The following is a 16711-nucleotide window of genomic DNA, read 5'->3' on the forward strand; positions in this document are numbered from 1 at the left end:
TGTCTTCACCGTTCTTACAATCTTCTCAGCTGACTTGTCAACCAAGTTGTGGTCGTAAGATTTCAGTTTGATTCTAATTTTTTGACTCATTACTGTCTTAATTATTAATAGTGTTATTATAATAAGATAAAGTTCCGTAGGTTAAGAGTCATTCGCTAACCTACGGACTTTAGTTATTTTTTTAGATTAAGTCTGTACGACCTTTTACTTCTTCCAATACTGCCTTGGCAATAGAGTTAGAAACCTGAGCATGGTGAGAATATACCATTGAAGAAGTTGCACGACCAGAAGTGATAGTACGCAACGCAGTCACGTAACCGAACATTTCTGCCAGCGGAACCATCGCCTTCACGATACGGGCACCCGAACGACTTGATTCCATACCTTCTACTTGACCGCGACGCTTATTCAAGTCACCGATAACATCACCCATGTTTTCTTCCGGAGTAACAACTTCCAGCTTCATGATAGGCTCCATCAATACCGGACCTGCCTTAGCACAAGCGTTCTTGTATGCCTGGATAGCACATATTTCAAATGACAACTGGTCAGAGTCAACCGGGTGGAAAGAACCGTCGACCAAAGTCACTTTCAGTGAATCCAGCGGATAGCCGGCCAACACACCGTTCTTCATTGCAGTTGTGAAACCCTTCTGTACAGACGGAATGAATTCCTTAGGAATATTACCGCCCTTCACTTCGTCAACAAACTGCAAACCGCCTTGAGTAAAGTCCTCATCAACAGGACCGATATTCACGATGATATCCGCAAACTTACCGCGACCACCCGACTGCTTCTTGTAAACTTCGCGCAAGTTAACAGTCTTCGTGATAGCTTCCTTATAGTTAACCTGAGGTTTACCCTGATTACATTCAACCTTGAACTCACGTTTCAGACGATCGATGATGATATCCAAGTGGAGCTCACCCATACCGGAGATAACCGTCTGGCCTGTCTGCTCATCAGTCTTGACTGTAAACGTCGGATCTTCTTCGGCCAATTTAGCCAAACCGTTAGACAGCTTATCCATATCCTTCTGAGTCTTAGGTTCGACTGCGATACCGATTACCGGTTCGGGGAAGTCCATAGATTCCAATACGATCGGTGCAGTTTCGTCGCACAGCGTATCACCGGTATGAATATCCTTGAAGCCTACACCAGCACCAATATCACCGACACCAATCACCTCAACAGGATTCTGCTTATTTGAGTGCATCTGGAACAGACGAGAAACACGTTCCTTCTTGCCAGAGCGAGAGTTATAAATATAAGAACCGGCTTCAATCTTACCTGAGTAAACGCGGAAGAAAGTCAAACGGCCTACATACGGGTCGGTCGCAATCTTGAACGCCAAAGCAGAAGTCTTTTCGTCTTCGCTCGGCTTACGGTCTTCTTCAGCACCGGTTTCGGGGTTTGTACCGACAACATTTTCTGTATCCAGCGGAGAAGGCAAGAATGCGCAAACGTAGTCAAGCAAAGTCTGTACACCCTTGTTTTTGAATGAAGAACCGCACAACATAGGAACAACAGCCATTCGTACCGTAGCGTTACGGAGAGCTCTCAAGACTTCTTCTTCTGTGATAGTAGAAGGATCATCGAAATATTTCTCCATCAAAGCATCGTCAAACTCAGCTACTTTTTCGAGCATTTTATCTCTCCATTCGTTAGCTTCGTCTATCAGGTTGGCCGGGATTTCCTCTACCGTATAGTCAGCACCCATCGTTTCATCATGCCAGTAGATAGCTTTCATCTTGATAAGGTCTACCAAACCTTTGAAAGATTCTTCAGCACCGATAGGCACAACGATAGGACAAGGATTAGCGCCCAAAACGTCCTTCATCTGGCGAACAACTTCGAAGAAGTCGGCACCCGAACGGTCCATTTTATTAACGTATGCGATACGCGGCACGTTATATTTATCAGCCTGACGCCAAACGGTTTCGGATTGCGGTTCAACGCCACCTACTGCACAGTAAGCAGCAACGGCGCCGTCAAGAATACGCAAAGAACGCTCTACCTCAGCGGTAAAGTCAACGTGTCCCGGGGTATCAATCAGGTTGATTTTATAAGTATCACCGGCATATTTCCAACGAGTGGTAGTAGCGGCGGAAGTGATAGTGATACCACGTTCCTGCTCTTGCTCCATCCAGTCCATTGTAGCGGCACCATCGTGTACCTCACCGATTTTGTGGGTCAAACCCGTATAAAACAAAATACGTTCAGAGGTTGTTGTCTTTCCGGCATCGATGTGGGCCATGATACCGATATTACGTGTCAAATGTAAATCATTCTTTGCCATTTTCTAATTCCTTTTACTTTAAGTTTTTAATCTTCGATTGGTAGTCTCTTATAGTATTAGAATCTGAAATGAGCAAATGCACGGTTAGCTTCAGCCATTCTGTGCATATCTTCTTTACGTTTGAAAGCACCGCCTTGTTCGTTGAAAGCATCCATGATTTCAGCAGCCAGTTTGTCAGCCATAGACTTACCACCACGCTTGCGTGCAAAGATAATCAGGTTCTTCATTGAGATTGATTCCTTGCGGTCGGGACGGATTTCAGTAGGAACTTGGAAAGTAGCACCACCTACACGGCGAGACTTCACTTCCACTTGAGGAGTTACGTTGTCCAAAGCTTTTTTCCAGATTTCAAGAGCTGATTTCTCTTCATTCTGCATTTTGTTCTTCACTGTTTCCAAAGCGGCGTAGAAAATTTCATAAGAGGTATTCTTCTTTCCGTCGTACATCAAGTGGTTAACGAACTTGGAAACTTTCACATCATTAAAAACGGGATCCGGAAGGATAATACGTTTTTTAGGTTTTGCTTTTCTCATTTGTCTGAAAGAATAATGTTTTTCGTTCTTGGTTGTTTACTTCTGTCTTCTTCAACTCTCCCACCGGAGTGTTTACTCAACCTTTAGCATTTCCAACAAACTAAAACGTAAGTTATTACTTTTAATTTTACTGTTTATCAGTTTCGGCCGCTTGATTATTTCTTCTTAGCGGGAGCGGCCTGTCCCGGTTTCGGACGCTTAGCACCGTATTTGGAACGTCTTTGAGTACGGTTGGCAACGCCTGCGGTATCCAAAGTACCACGAACAATGTGATAACGTACACCCGGAAGGTCTTTTACACGACCGCCGCGTACCAATACGATTGAGTGTTCCTGCAAGTTGTGACCTTCTCCCGGAATGTAAGAGTTCACCTCTTTACCGTTAGTCAAACGCACACGAGCTACTTTACGCATAGCTGAATTCGGTTTCTTCGGAGTGGTAGTGTACACTCTCACGCAAACGCCACGTCTTTGAGGACAAGAATCCAAGGCGGGAGACTTACTTTTCTCTACCAAAACCTCGCGTCCTTTTCTTACTAATTGCTGAATTGTAGGCATTTTAATTGTTTTTAGTTATATATTATTGTTTATATTAATTCAAAACTATACACTTTTGGGCCTTTTGGGCTGCAAAGATACTAATAAGTTTTGAATAATCAATGCACTACAAGTTTTTTTTTTGATTTTATGCTTCCCCCTTAATGTTGGGCAGCGGCGGAAGAGGTTGCTCGTCCGGCATACGGATGGAACCGAAAGCGCGTTCGTATTTACCTATATTTTCTTCAAGCGCGCGCAGCAGACGTTTGGCGTGCTCGGGCGCCAGCACAATGCGCGACTGCACTCCGGCCTTGGACATCCCCGGCATCACCCGTATAAAATCCATGATAAACTCCGAGCTGGAGTGAGTGATGATGGCAAGATTGGCATAAGTGCCTTGCGCCACCTCTTCTTTCAGTTCTATCTGCAATTGTCCGTTATTATTCTCTTGATTTTCCATATTATCCATACATTATTATAATTAAGAGGCAAATATACTTCTTTCGTTCAGAACATACAAAATACTTCGATGCAAAAGCAGCCGCCTGCCGGAAAGAATAAAAAAGTCCGCCCCGCAAGCCTGTCAACCTGCAAGGGCGAAACCTCTATACTGCCGTTACGTTATTTTCCGGTCGCCTTTTATCACAACTCTCACGCATGCACCGGCGGAGCAGTTCTTTTACCAACTTCGTTTTCAACGAGAATATTTCGGCATGCATTTCTTTGACCTGCGTACTCAGCCCGAAATAATCCTGCAGCATTTTCTCCAACTGCCCGACCAGGAACGCATACTGTTCTCTGACCAATTCGCTGAACTTTTTCATTTTCTCCATTTTCTTCTTGCCTCGTTTGGACAGGAACAGAAGGAATGCCATCAGACATTCCAACACCTTTTAAATAATCGCTTTCATCTTTCATTCCATTATTTTCGTTCATACCACACAGATACGGTTCATCCCAACGGATTCTCTTCTTCCCCGTCATTACCGCCGCCATTCCCGCCGTTACCCTTCTGGGAGTCCAGATAAGTCTACAAACTCCATGGCATCTTCCGCACGTGTGGAAGCGGGGTCGGGACGTACACCGATAGAGGGGCGGAAATTGATACGTACCGTCCGAATCTTCTTCGCCGTACAATCCTTTTCCGCTTCCGCACCTTCGGTACGCGCCGAGAGGCTGAACACTCCAAAGTCGCGGATGTTTACCGAATGTCCGTTATACAGATTCGTACGCATACACTCCACAAAATAGGCAATCACACTGAGGATATCTCCTTTGGAAAGCGAACTGTTCTCTTTCATCTGATAAGCCATGCGGTCGATGCCTACGCTCTGCCCTAAAGTAAGCAACTGCGGATGATACTTTGCCACCATCGACTTATCCGTCACATTCTTACACAATGCCTTTTTAAATACAATAGCCATACTTTTGTCTCCTCTTTGATTTTAAATGAATACTATCTTTATGTTCACTTCGCCGGCTTGGTAAAACAAAGATACTGCAAAGAGGAAGCAAGACCGACCGGCGAACGTTACCGGCGGTTGCTAGGGTATGCGGATGTATCCAGAACCGGAGCCTTGCACACTCGCTCATTCACTCCCCATCCTTTTCACTACTTCTCTCCCGCCAGCGAAACGGAAGCCTACTGCATCCTTATCGCCAACGTCAACTACCGCGAAGGCAGCATGACGCTCTATGGCCGGACGATAACCTGCCCGTCGGCGACTCCATTAAGAGCCTCGACACCTGGGCACGCCTTTTCCGCTGGAGCAAAACCCGCGTTCGCCGATTCTTCCTGAATTTGCAAAAACTGCAACTGATAAAGTATAGCATAGACCATAGCCTTGCCCACATCCATGTAGTGGATTTTCTGCCGTAACAGTCTGCCGCAAGCGACTGCCGGGACGAACAGTTCGACCGCTTCTGGCAGGCATATCACGACCTCACCCTCTTGCCCAAGCGGAGCATAGGGCGCACCTGCCGAGAAGGGCTGCGCCTCTCCTCCGAAGAACGCAACATGGCGATAGAGCAGATACCCTACTACGAAGGGCTGGCCAATATACGCTATTACAAACAGGCGACAAGCTATCTGGCTGACAAATGTTTTTTGGACGAGGAAGACGGGTACTGACAAAAGCGAGAGGAAAGGCAAAGCATAATGGGTGAAATATGAGATAGCAGGGGAAAAACATAAAAAAACAAAACAGAGTGGATACTACGAATTTTCAAATAACGGAGATAGAAGAGGCAGTGCTTGGAGCGCTGATGATAGAGAAAAAAGCTTTCCCGCTGGTGGCACAGACGCTGAGCCCGGAGATGTTCTATCACGAAAAGGAACAAACGTTGTATGCGGTGCTTGAAAACATGCACCGCAACAACGAACCGATAGACATACTGACTGTGAAAGAGGCTTTACAAAAGCGAGGTAAATTGGATGAAGCAGGCGGTGCATACGGCATCGTCCGTCTATCATCGAAAGTGACGAGTTCGGCACACATCGAACTGCACGCCGAGCTTATCAAAGACCGCTACCTGAGACGTGAACTGATTGTAGGTATCAACAGCCTGACTTCCCAGTCCGAGGACCCTACCTACGACATCGAAGATATACTGAACGTCCGGCACCTGCTGACAGACCGTATCGAAAACGAATGTAGCTGGACGTAACAGTTGCGCCCTATGCAGCAGCTTATGGAAGAGACCATAGCCAAAGCGGAGCAGCGCATCGAAAACACCAAGAACGGCGTAACGGGCATACCCACCGGACTGGCCGGATTAGACCGCCTGACGTCCGGTTGGCAAGCGTGCGACCTGAACATCATCGCCGCCCGTCCCTCGGTGGGCAAGACTGCCATAGCCCTGCATCTGGCAAAAGCCGCTGCAAGCGCCGGACGGCATGTGGTGTTTTACAGTATAGAGATGCAGGGAGAGCGGCTATCCGTCCGACGGACTGGGTGTAATCATGGTGGCGAAACACCGTAACGGTGAAACAGGGAACGTTTACTTCGGACACAACAAGAGCATAACCGCCATCGGAGACTATGTGCCGCCAATGGAGTATATGCTGAAGCATTGCAAGTAAACTCTCCATCTTCCCCATATCCATCCAAAAGTTTCTTGTCTCCATGTGATAAAAGAAAAAAGAGAACCTCTTGCAAGGCTCTCTTTTTTCATTATAAAAATCACTGATTGTATTAGCGTAGTATATTACTCTTCTACTTTATCATCCACAGCATAGTCGAGCACCGTTTTCTTATTGGCAAGCATACGGTCGTACTCTTCTTTTGAACCGACAATGACCTTGTCGAACTCACGCTGGCCTGTACCGGCAGGAATCAAGTGACCGCAGATAACATTCTCCTTCATACCTTCCAAACGGTCTACCTTACCGTTGATAGCGGCTTCATTGAGCACCTTCGTCGTTTCCTGGAAGGAAGCGGCCGACATGAAGCTCGAAGTCTGCAAAGCGGCACGGGTAATACCCTGAAGAATCTGTGTAGAAGTAGCGGGCACTGCATCACGTACCGAAACGGGTTTCAAGTCGCGGCGTTTCAGCATGGAGTTCTCGTCACGCAGCTTGCGGGCAGTGACAATCTGTCCCGGTTGCAGGTTCTGAGAATCTCCGGCGTCTACTACTACCTTCTTACCCCAGATACGGTCGTTTTCTTCCATGAACTCGAGCTTGTCCACTACCTGTTGTTCCAGGAAGCGGGTATCGCCCGGCTCGTCGATTTCAACCTTACGCATCATCTGGCGAACGATGATTTCAAAGTGCTTGTCGTTAATCTTCACACCTTGCAGACGGTAAACGTCTTGTACTTCGTTCACGATATATTCCTGTACAGCCGTAGGACCTTTAATGGCAAGGATATCGGCAGGCGTAATGGCACCGTCGGACAACGGAGTACCGGCACGCACGTAGTCGTTCTCCTGTACCAGAATCTGCTTAGACAGCGGCACAAGGTACTTTTTGACTTCTCCGGTCTTAGAGGTAACGATGATTTCACGGTTACCGCGTTTCACTTTACCCATTGTAACCTCACCGTCGATTTCGGAAACCACGGCAGGGTTAGACGGATTACGGGCCTCGAACAATTCGGTGACACGAGGAAGACCACCCGTGATATCACCCGCCTTACCAACGGCACGCGGAATCTTCACGATTACTTCACCGGCTTTTACTTTCTGTCCGTCTTCTACTACCACGTGGCCGCCCACAGGAAGGTTGTAAGTACGGATAAGCTCGCTGGCCTCGGTCATGATATGCGCGGTAGGAACCTTCGTCTTGTCCTTAGACTCGATGATGATGATTTCGCGCAAACCGGTAGATTCATCGGATTCCACCTTATAGGTAACGTTCTCGATAACGCCTTCAAACTCAATCTTACCGGTAGCTTCAGTAATGATAACCGCGTTGAACGGGTCCCAACGGGCAATCAACTTGCCTTTCTCTACCACTTCGCCGTCGGCTGCGTAGAGTGTAGAACCGTAGGGTACGTTGTGTGTGGAAAGCACGATACCAGTATTGACATCTACGAAGCGCACTTCGGCCAAACGACCTACCACTACTTTTGCGGGTTCGCCTGCTTCGTCAATGATATCTACCGTACGGAGCTCTTCGAATTCCAGACGGGAAGGATTTTTGGCAACGATACTTGCGTTGGCAGCGATGTTGGCCGCCGTACCACCGGCGTGGAACGTACGCAACGTCAACTGCGTACCCGGCTCACCGATGGACTGTGCGGCGATTACGCCGACAGCTTCACCCTTCTGAACCATGCGGCTGGTAGCCAGGTTACGTCCGTAACACTTGGCGCAAACACCTTTCTTGGATTCACAAGTCAATACGGAACGGATTTCAACGCTCTCAATCGGAGAGTCCTCAATCTTCTGCGCAATGGCTTCGGTAATTTCCTCACCGCCTGCAACAAGCAATTCGCCGGTTGTAGGGTGAACGATATCATGTACGGATACACGTCCCAGGATACGTTCGTACAGCGTGGCAATTGTTTCATCGTTGTTCTTCAAAGCCGTACAAACCAGTCCGCGAAGCGTACCGCAGTCTTCTTCATTGATAATCACATCGTGAGACACGTCGACCAGACGACGGGTCAGGTATCCGGCATCGGCTGTCTTCAAAGCGGTATCGGCAAGCCCCTTACGGGCACCGTGGGTAGAGATAAAGTACTCCAACACGGAAAGACCTTCCTTAAAGTTAGAAAGAATCGGATTCTCGATAATCTGACCGCCTTCGGCACCTGCCTTCTGAGGCTTCGCCATCAAACCACGCATACCGGAAAGCTGACGAATCTGTTCCTTAGAACCACGGGCTCCCGAATCCAACATCATGTATACGGAGTTGAATCCCTGGTCGTCGCTTGAAATGGTTTTCATCAGGATGTTTGACAACTCGGAGTTTACGTGTGTCCAGATGTCGATTACCTGGTTGTAACGCTCGTTGTTGGTGATGAAACCCATGTTATAGTTGTTGATTACCTGCTCTACTTCTTCGTAACCTTTCTGTACCAGCGCTTCCTTCTCTTCGGGAATGATGATATCGCCCAAGTTGAACGAAAGACCGCCCTTGAAGGCCATCTGATAACCGAGGTTCTTAATTCCGTCGAGGAATTCGGCCGCTTCTGCCACACCACAAACCTTGATTACGTGGCTGATGATGTCACGAAGTGACTTCTTGGAAATAATCGTATTGATGTAACCCGCTTTGGCAGGTACGATTTCGTTTACAATAACACGGCCTACCGAAGTGTCGTGCATCATCTTATCCACTACATTGCCGTTTTCGTCAATGTCCTTAACGATAACGCTGATAGGCGCGTGGATATCGCACTTGCCTTCGTTGTAGGCAATAAGCGCTTCTTCGGGGCCGTAGAAAGTAAGGCCTTCACCCTTAGCTCCCTTACGCAACTTGGTGATATAGTACAAACCGAGTACCATATCCTGTGCAGGCACTGTGATAGGCGCACCGTTGGCAGGGTTTAGGATATTATGTGACTGGAGCATCAGCATCTGCGCTTCCAGAATAGCTTCGTTGCTCAAAGGCAAGTGAACGGCCATTTGGTCACCGTCGAAGTCGGCGTTGAATGCCGTACATGCCAACGGATGCAACTGGATTGCCTTACCTTCAATCATCTTAGGCTGGAATGCCTGAATACCCAGACGGTGAAGTGTCGGGGCACGGTTCAGCAATACTGGATGTCCTTTCATTACGTGTTCCAGTATGTCCCAGATAACGGGTTCCTTGCGATCTACAATCTTCTTGGCACTCTTCACCGTCTTTACGATACCGCGCTCGATGAGCTTGCGGATGATAAACGGCTTGTAGAGTTCTGCTGCCATGAGTTTAGGAATACCGCACTCGCCCATCTTCAATTCCGGACCTACAACGATTACGGAACGTGCGGAATAGTCGACGCGCTTACCCAGCAGGTTCTGACGGAAACGTCCCTGCTTACCTTTCAAACTGTCGGAAAGGGACTTCAAAGGACGGTTGGCATCGGTCTTCACCGCACTCGACTTACGGGAGTTATCGAACAATGAGTCGACAGCCTCCTGCAACATGCGCTTCTCATTACGCAAAATCACTTCGGGAGCCTTGATTTCAATCAATCTCTTCAAGCGGTTGTTACGGATGATAACGCGACGGTAAAGGTCGTTCAGGTCGGAAGTGGCGAAACGTCCGCCATCTAACGGTACCAACGGACGGAGTTCGGGTGGGATAACCGGCACGATACGTACAATCATCCACTCGGGCTTGTTACGTCCGCGTGATGCACGGAAAGACTCGACTACTTGCAGACGCTTCAAAGCTTCACTCTTGCGCTGTTGCGAAGCATCGCTGCCCGCACGGTTACGCAGGTCGTAAGACAATGAGTCGAGGTCGATGCGTGACAGCAGGTCGTAAATAGCTTCCGCACCCATCTTAGCAACAAACTTATTGGGGTCTGAATCTTCAAGGTACTGGTTGTCGCTTGGCAACTTGTCCAACAAATCCAGGTATTCTCCTTCTTCGAGCAAATCGAACTGTGCTACCTCGCCTTCCAATACACCCGGCTGGATAACCACATAACGCTCGTAGTAGATAATGGCATCGAGTTTCTTGGTAGGCAAGCCCAACAAGTAACCGATTTTATTAGGAAGTGAACGGAAATACCAGATGTGAGCTACCGGCACAACCAACTGGATGTGTCCCATACGCTCGCGACGTACTTTCTTTTCTGTCACTTCCACACCGCAACGGTCGCAGACAATGCCTTTGTAACGGATGCGTTTGTACTTACCGCAATGGCACTCATAGTCCTTGATAGGACCAAAGATGCGCTCGCAGAACAAACCGTCGCGCTCTGGCTTATACGTACGATAGTTGATGGTTTCAGGCTTTAAAACTTCACCACTCGAATTCTCCAAGATTTCTTCGGGAGAAGCCAAACCGATAGAGATTTTCGAGAAATTACTCTTTATCTTGTTATCTTTTCTAAAAGCCATACTTTTATATATAATTGAGAATTAAAAATTGAAAAATAAATGTTGATAAGTCGGGAACTGAGGGTTGAGAGGTATCATCTCCCAATCCTCAATTCTCAAATTTCAATTTATTCTAAGTTGATGCTCAAGCCCAAACCTCTCAACTCGTGCAGCAATACATTCAGTGATTCGGGGATACCCGGAGCAGGCATCGGCTCACCCTTAACGATTGCTTCGTAAGCCTTGGAGCGTCCGACAACATCATCAGACTTAATAGTCAAAATCTCTTGTAGGATGTGTGCCGCACCGAATGCCTCGAGCGCCCAAACTTCCATTTCTCCAAAACGCTGACCACCGAACTGCGCCTTACCTCCCAACGGCTGTTGCGTAATAAGTGAGTACGGACCGATAGAACGTGCGTGCATCTTGTCTTCAACCATGTGGCCGAGTTTCAACATGTATGTCACACCTACCGTAGCCTGTTGCTCGAACGCCTCACCTGTACCACCGTCGAACAAAGTAGTCTTGCCATAGCGGGGCAGACCTGCCTTATCGGTCCATTCGTTCAGGTCGTCCAGCGTGGCACCGTCGAAGATAGGCGTAGCGAACTTAACGCCCAAATTCTTTCCGGCACGTCCCAGAACCGCCTCGAATATCTGGCCGATGTTCATACGTGAAGGCACACCCAGCGGGTTCAATACGATATCTACCGGAGTACCGTCCGCCAAGAACGGCATATCCTCCTGACGTACCACGCGCGAAACAATACCCTTGTTACCGTGGCGACCGGCCATCTTATCACCAACACCGATTTTACGTTTCTTGGCAATGTAAACCTTAGCCATCTGAATGATACCCGCAGGTAACTCGTCACCAATGGTAATAGCGAATTTCTTACGCTTCAACTCTGCATCGAGCTCTTTATATTTCTTGATGAAGTTCATCACCAGTGCACGGATCAATCCGTTGGTGTGCTCATCTTTTGTCCAGTTACTCAATTGAATGGCGGTGAAGTCCATATCACTGAAATCGGAAGCAGAGAACTTAGCGCCCTTACTAATTACTTCGGCTCCCATATAGTCCTTCACACCCTCGGATGTGTAGTTTTCAGTGAGCTTCAAGAGCTTGCTCACCAATATCTTCTTCAAGTCGGCTACCTTACCGTCGAACTCATCGTCGATCTTCGGCAGCAACGCTTTGTCCGCCAATTTGGAACTACGAGTCTTGATGACGCGGGAGAACAGACGCTTACCGATAATAACACCCTTCAAAGACGGAGATGCCTTCAAAGAAGCGTCTTTCACATCGCCAGCCTTATCACCGAAGATGGCGCGAAGCAACTTTTCTTCCGGAGAAGGGTCTGATTCTCCCTTCGGAGTAATTTTACCAATTAGGATGTCGCCCGGCTCGATACGGGCACCCACGCGAACGATACCGTTCTCGTCGAGGTCCTTTGTTGCTTCTTCGCTTACGTTAGGAATATCGGAAGTCAACTCTTCCATACCGCGCTTCGTTTCACGAACTTCCAAAGAGTACTCTTCTACGTGTACGGAAGTCAAAAGGTCCTCGCGAACCACACGTTCGTTCAATACAATGGCATCCTCATAGTTATATCCCTTCCAAGGCATGTAGGCAACCAACAGGTTCTTACCCAAAGCAAGCTCGCCCTGTTCGGTGGAGTAACCCTCGGTAAGGATTTGCCCTTTCGTCACGCGCTGACCTTTCTCACAAATAGGTCTAAGGTCAATCGTCATGTTCTGGTTGGTACGACGCCATTTAGGAATCGTATATTCTTTCAGTGCAGATTCGAAGCTTACGAACTCTTCGTCTTCCGTACGGTCATACAGAATGCGGATAGTCGTAGCATCCACGAAATCAACAACACCCTCGCCCTCTGCTGTAATCTGCGTACGAGAGTCGCGTGCGAGCTGACGTTCGATGCCTGTACCTACAATCGGAGCTTCGCTCTTCAACAAAGGAACTGCCTGGCGCATCATGTTAGAACCCATCAACGCACGGTTGGCATCGTCATGCTCCAAGAACGGAATCAAAGAGGCCGCAATAGAAGCAATCTGCTGGGGAGATACGTCCATCAATTCCACTTCATCAGGCGCTACAACCGGATAGTCGGCGTCCTGACGTGATTTTACTCTGTCGCGTACGAAAGTTCCGTCATCGTTCAAAGGCGCATTGCCCTGAGCGATAATCTTTTCTTCTTCTTCTTCGGCTGTGAGGTAAACCAGACCTTCATCCGAAAGGTCTACTTTTCCGTTAGCCACCTTACGGTACGGAGTCTCGATGAAACCCAGCTCATTAATCTTGGCGAACACACAGAGTGAAGAAATCAAACCGATGTTAGGACCTTCAGGCGTTTCAATCGGACACAGACGTCCGTAGTGAGTATAGTGTACGTCACGCACCTCGAAACCAGCACGCTCACGCGACAAACCACCGGGACCCAGAGCAGACATACGACGCTTGTGAGTGATTTCGGCAAGCGGGTTGGTCTGGTCCATGAACTGTGACAAAGCGTTCGTTCCGAAGAATGAATTGATAACGGAAGAAATAGTCTTGGCGTTAATCAAGTCAATCGGAGTGAAGACTTCATTGTCACGAACATTCATACGCTCGCGGATGGTACGTGACATACGTGCCAAACCGATAGCAAACTGGTTGGACAATTGTTCGCCTACTGTACGTACACGACGGTTACTCAAGTGGTCGATATCATCAACATCCGCTTTTGAGTTAATCAACTCGATCAGATACTTGATAATCTCGATAATATCTTCCTTGGTGAGGACACGTACGTCCATATCTGTCGTCAAGTTCAACTTTCTGTTGATACGGTAACGACCTACATCACCCAAGTCATATCTCTTTTCTGAGAAGAACAGGTTGTTGATAACCTCGCGTGCACTGGCATCATCAGCCGGGTCTGCATTTCGCAACTGACGGTAGATGTAAAGCACTGCCTCTTTTTCCGAGTTACTGGGGTCCTTCTGCAGAGTATTATATATAATGGAGTAGTCAGACTGGTTCGGCTCTTCCTTGTGTACAAGGATGTTCTGAACGCCCGACTCTAATATAATGTCAACATGTTCCGGCTCGATTATGGTTTCACGGTCGATAACAACTTCGTTACGCTCGATAGAAACAACTTCACCGGTATCTTCGTCTACAAAATCCTCAATCCATGTTTTCAATACACGTGCCGCCAACTTACGACCTACAATCTTCTTGAGGTTCGTCTTGTTCACCTTCACGTCTTCTGCCAAGTTGAAGATTTCAAGAATGTCCTTATCATTCTCAAAACCGATAGCTCTCAGCAATGTGGTTACCGGCAACTTCTTCTTACGGTCGATATAAGCATACATGACATTGTTGATGTCGGTAGCAAACTCAATCCAAGAACCCTTGAACGGGATGATACGGGCTGAGTATAACTTAGTACCGTTGGCATGCACGCTCTGACCGAAGAATACGCCCGGAGAACGGTGAAGCTGTGACACAACAACACGTTCCGCACCGTTGATGACGAACGTAGCTTTATCCGTCATGTAAGGAATCGGACCCAGGAATACATCCTGAATAACCGTATCAAAATCTTCGTGGTCGGGGTCGGTACAATATAATTTTAATTTTGCCTTTAAGGGTACACTATAGGTAAGCCCTCGCTCTATACATTCGTCTATAGTATAACGCGGCGGATCAATATAATAGTCCAAAAACTCAAGAACAAAATTATTTCTTGTATCGGCAATGGGGAAGTTTTCAGCAAATACTTTATACAGTCCCTCGTTCTTACGTTTCTCGGGTGATTTACAGTATTTGAAGACATCTGTTAATGGATTTGTAGAACTTAATTTTAAATATATACACAAAAAGGTAAAGAACCCTTTTCACGAAGGGTTCCTTACCGAATTACCTGATTGACAGGTTAATGTTATTTAAGTTCAACTTCAGCTCCAGCTTCTTCCAATGTTTTCTTCAATGATTCTGCTTCGTCTTTAGCCAAACCTTCTTTTACTACGCTAGGAGCACCGTCTACCATGTCCTTAGCTTCTTTCAAACCAAGACCGCAAGCTTCCTTAACGGCTTTAACTACTTGAAGTTTAGCTGAGCCAGCGCTCTTCAATACTACATCGAAAGAAGATTTTTCTTCAGCGGCAGCAGCAGCACCAGCTGCAGGACCAGCAGCAACAGCAACAGCTGCAGCAGCAGGTTCAATACCGTATTCTTCTTTCAGGATAGTTGCAAGTTCATTAACTTCTTTTACTGTCAAGTTAACTAATTGTTCTGCAAAAGCTTTCAAATCTGCCATTTTTGTATGATTTTAATTGTTTACTCCGTGAATGGTGTTACCACCTGATTGCAGAGCAGAAATAACGTTCTTGGCCGGTGATTGCAGCAAAGCAACGATTTCAGCAATAACTTCATTCTTACTCTTGATACTTACGAGAGCATCCAACTGGTCAGCACCAACATAGAAGCTTTCTTCTGCATACGCAGCTTTCAATCCGGGAATACCGTTCTTAGCTTTATCTTTCAGCAGTTTAGCAGGTGCATTCGCTGTGTTGCAAAACATTACAGCTGTCGTACCCTTCATGCAGTCGTAAAGCGAAGAATAATCTTCTTCCAGGCTTTCCAATGCTTTGTGAAGCAATGTGTTCTTAACTACCATCAGTTTGATGTCAGCCTTGAAACATAAAGCTCTCAACGCGCTTGTATCAGCAGCGTTCATAGCAGTAGTGTCTACCAAATAGAAGTGACCGTATTCCTTAACTGTAGCAGCAATCTGCTCAATAATCGTACTTTTATCTTCCTTTCTCATTATTACTCCGTTTTATTAGATTTCTTCTACTGATTTCGGGTCAATCTTGATACCCGCACTCATCGTGCTAGAAAGATAAATACTCTTGATATATGTACCCTTGGCTGCGGTCGGTTTCAATTTATTCAAAGTAGAGATGAATTCTTTCGCATTGTCGCGAATTTGATCAGCACTAAATGAAACTTTACCAATAGAAGTGTGAACAATACCGCTCTTATCAACCTTGAAGTCGATTTTACCCTGTTTTACTTCTTTTACAGCTTTAGCAACATCCATAGTTACAGTGCCGCTCTTCGGGTTCGGCATCAATCCACGAGGACCGAGTACACGACCGAGTGCACCAATCTTACCCATGATAGACGGCATAGTGATGATTACATCAATATCAGTCCATCCACCTTTGATCTTTTCAATATATTCGTCAAGACCAACATAGTCAGCTCCGGCTTCTTTTGCAGCAGCTTCAGCATCCGGTGTACAAAGCACCAAAACGCGTGTAACTTTACCAGTACCGTGAGGAAGTGATACAACACCTCTCACCATCTGGTTAGCCTTACGCGGGTCAACGCCCAAACGTACGTCGATATCCAGAGAAGCGTCAAACTTAGTAAAAGTGATCTCTTTTACCAATTGAGCAGCTTCTTTGAGAGAGTATGCTTTCCCTGCTTCAATTTTTTCTGCAGCCAACTTTTGATTTTTTGTCAGTTTACTCATTCTAATTGAAGTTTATTAGTTATTAACCGGGAACTCCCCTTTTACAGCGATACCCATACTACGAGCTGTACCGGCAACCATCTTCATGGCAGCTTCTACAGTGAAACAGTTTAAGTCAACCATCTTGTCCTGAGCAATCGTACGAACCTGTTCCCAAGTAATCTCGGCAACTTTCTTACGGTTAGGCTCAGCAGAACCACTCTTTACCTTAGCCACTTCAAGTAATTGAATAGCAACGGGAGGAGTCTTGATTACAAAATCGAAAGACTTATCTGCGTAGTAAGTGATAATCACAGGAAGAATCTTTCCTGCT

14 protein-coding genes and 2 pseudogenes are annotated in these 16711 nt (G+C 46.9%); 3 read left to right on the forward strand and 13 right to left on the reverse strand.

Annotation, left to right across the window (positions count from 1 at the left end):
- From BHV73_RS03295 to BHV73_RS03325, 7 genes and pseudogenes are all read right to left on the reverse strand, one after another.
- On the reverse strand, positions 1-90 hold a 90-nt coding region (locus BHV73_RS03295), incomplete at its 3' end, for a 30S ribosomal protein S10 (RefSeq protein ID WP_286736501.1).
- Between the two features lie 91 nt (positions 91-181).
- A complete protein-coding gene (gene fusA / locus BHV73_RS03300) occupies positions 182-2299 on the reverse strand; it encodes an elongation factor G (RefSeq protein ID WP_286736453.1) in 2118 nt (705 codons plus the stop codon).
- A 56-nt stretch (positions 2300-2355) separates the two neighbouring features.
- Positions 2356-2832: a 30S ribosomal protein S7 gene (gene rpsG / locus BHV73_RS03305; protein WP_005656559.1), complete on the reverse strand. Its 477-nt coding sequence runs from the start codon at positions 2830-2832 to the stop codon at positions 2356-2358.
- Between the two features lie 155 nt (positions 2833-2987).
- The gene (gene rpsL / locus BHV73_RS03310; RefSeq protein ID WP_004291249.1) at positions 2988-3389 is read right to left on the reverse strand and encodes a 30S ribosomal protein S12; all 402 of its coding nucleotides are present in this window, start codon (positions 3387-3389) and stop codon (positions 2988-2990) included.
- 127 nt (positions 3390-3516) lie between these two features.
- A complete protein-coding gene (locus BHV73_RS03315; protein WP_087412245.1) occupies positions 3517-3828 on the reverse strand; it encodes a DUF3467 domain-containing protein in 312 nt (103 codons plus the stop codon).
- Positions 3829-3973: 145 nt separating this feature from the next.
- Positions 3974-4243, reverse strand: coding sequence for a hypothetical protein (locus BHV73_RS03320; protein WP_229116284.1), 270 nt, complete (start codon positions 4241-4243; stop codon positions 3974-3976).
- Between the two features lie 77 nt (positions 4244-4320).
- Positions 4321-4792: pseudogene (locus tag BHV73_RS03325) on the reverse strand (HU family DNA-binding protein).
- Positions 4793-5283: 491 nt separating this feature from the next.
- Between BHV73_RS03325 and BHV73_RS03330 the strand changes: the two are divergent.
- The 3 genes and pseudogenes from BHV73_RS03330 to BHV73_RS14735 all read left to right on the forward strand — a co-directional run.
- A pseudogene (locus tag BHV73_RS03330) lies at positions 5284-5499 on the forward strand (LvrA C-terminal domain-related protein); the annotation flags it as partial.
- Between the two features lie 77 nt (positions 5500-5576).
- Positions 5577-6035, forward strand: coding sequence for a DnaB-like helicase N-terminal domain-containing protein (locus tag BHV73_RS14730; protein WP_373129521.1), 459 nt, complete (start codon positions 5577-5579; stop codon positions 6033-6035).
- 12 nt (positions 6036-6047) lie between these two features.
- Positions 6048-6350 (forward strand): DnaB-like helicase C-terminal domain-containing protein, encoded by a 303-nt coding sequence (locus tag BHV73_RS14735; RefSeq protein WP_373129522.1) that lies wholly within the window; start codon positions 6048-6050, stop codon positions 6348-6350.
- A 225-nt stretch (positions 6351-6575) separates the two neighbouring features.
- Here BHV73_RS14735 and rpoC read toward each other — a convergent pair whose 3' ends face one another.
- The 6 genes from rpoC to BHV73_RS03365 all read right to left on the reverse strand — a co-directional run.
- Entirely contained in the window at positions 6576-10871 is a 4296-nt protein-coding gene (gene rpoC, locus BHV73_RS03340; protein ID WP_087412068.1) for a DNA-directed RNA polymerase subunit beta', read from the reverse strand.
- A 107-nt stretch (positions 10872-10978) separates the two neighbouring features.
- On the reverse strand, positions 10979-14728 hold the full coding sequence (gene rpoB / locus BHV73_RS03345; protein WP_502686884.1) for a DNA-directed RNA polymerase subunit beta: 3750 nt from the start codon (positions 14726-14728) through the stop codon (positions 10979-10981).
- 68 nt (positions 14729-14796) lie between these two features.
- Positions 14797-15174 (reverse strand): 50S ribosomal protein L7/L12, encoded by a 378-nt coding sequence (gene rplL, locus BHV73_RS03350; RefSeq protein WP_009122245.1) that lies wholly within the window; start codon positions 15172-15174, stop codon positions 14797-14799.
- A gap of 12 nt (positions 15175-15186) precedes the next feature.
- Complete coding sequence (rplJ, locus tag BHV73_RS03355; RefSeq protein WP_286736495.1) at positions 15187-15684, reverse strand: 50S ribosomal protein L10; 498 nt, start codon at positions 15682-15684, stop codon at positions 15187-15189.
- A 15-nt stretch (positions 15685-15699) separates the two neighbouring features.
- A complete protein-coding gene (gene rplA, locus BHV73_RS03360) occupies positions 15700-16398 on the reverse strand; it encodes a 50S ribosomal protein L1 (RefSeq protein WP_005656564.1) in 699 nt (232 codons plus the stop codon).
- A 15-nt stretch (positions 16399-16413) separates the two neighbouring features.
- Positions 16414-16711, reverse strand: a 298-nt coding sequence (locus BHV73_RS03365) for an uL11 family ribosomal protein (protein ID WP_286736499.1), incomplete at its 5' end; no start/stop codon positions are given.

Source organism: Bacteroides sp. 44_46 (assembly GCF_001915465.1).
In the GTDB taxonomy this organism is placed as follows: Bacteria; Bacteroidota; Bacteroidia; order Bacteroidales; family Bacteroidaceae; genus Bacteroides; species Bacteroides clarus.

Excerpts from the sequence above, each read along its gene's own strand:
- fusA (WP_286736453.1), bottom strand. The coding sequence starts at position 2,299 with ATGGCAAAGAATGATTTACATTTGACACGTAATATCGGTATCATGGCC.
- BHV73_RS14735 (WP_373129522.1), top strand. The coding sequence starts at position 6,048 with ATGCAGCAGCTTATGGAAGAGACCATAGCCAAAGCGGAGCAGCGCATC.
- rpsL (WP_004291249.1), bottom strand. The coding sequence starts at position 3,389 with ATGCCTACAATTCAGCAATTAGTAAGAAAAGGACGCGAGGTTTTGGTA.
- BHV73_RS03315 (WP_087412245.1), bottom strand. The coding sequence starts at position 3,828 with ATGGAAAATCAAGAGAATAATAACGGACAATTGCAGATAGAACTGAAA.
- BHV73_RS03320 (WP_229116284.1), bottom strand. The coding sequence starts at position 4,243 with ATGGCATTCCTTCTGTTCCTGTCCAAACGAGGCAAGAAGAAAATGGAG.
- rplL (WP_009122245.1), bottom strand. The coding sequence starts at position 15,174 with ATGGCAGATTTGAAAGCTTTTGCAGAACAATTAGTTAACTTGACAGTA.
- rpsG (WP_005656559.1), bottom strand. The coding sequence starts at position 2,832 with ATGAGAAAAGCAAAACCTAAAAAACGTATTATCCTTCCGGATCCCGTT.
- rpoC (WP_087412068.1), bottom strand. The coding sequence starts at position 10,871 with ATGGCTTTTAGAAAAGATAACAAGATAAAGAGTAATTTCTCGAAAATC.
- rplA (WP_005656564.1), bottom strand. The coding sequence starts at position 16,398 with ATGAGTAAACTGACAAAAAATCAAAAGTTGGCTGCAGAAAAAATTGAA.
- rplJ (WP_286736495.1), bottom strand. The coding sequence starts at position 15,684 with ATGAGAAAGGAAGATAAAAGTACGATTATTGAGCAGATTGCTGCTACA.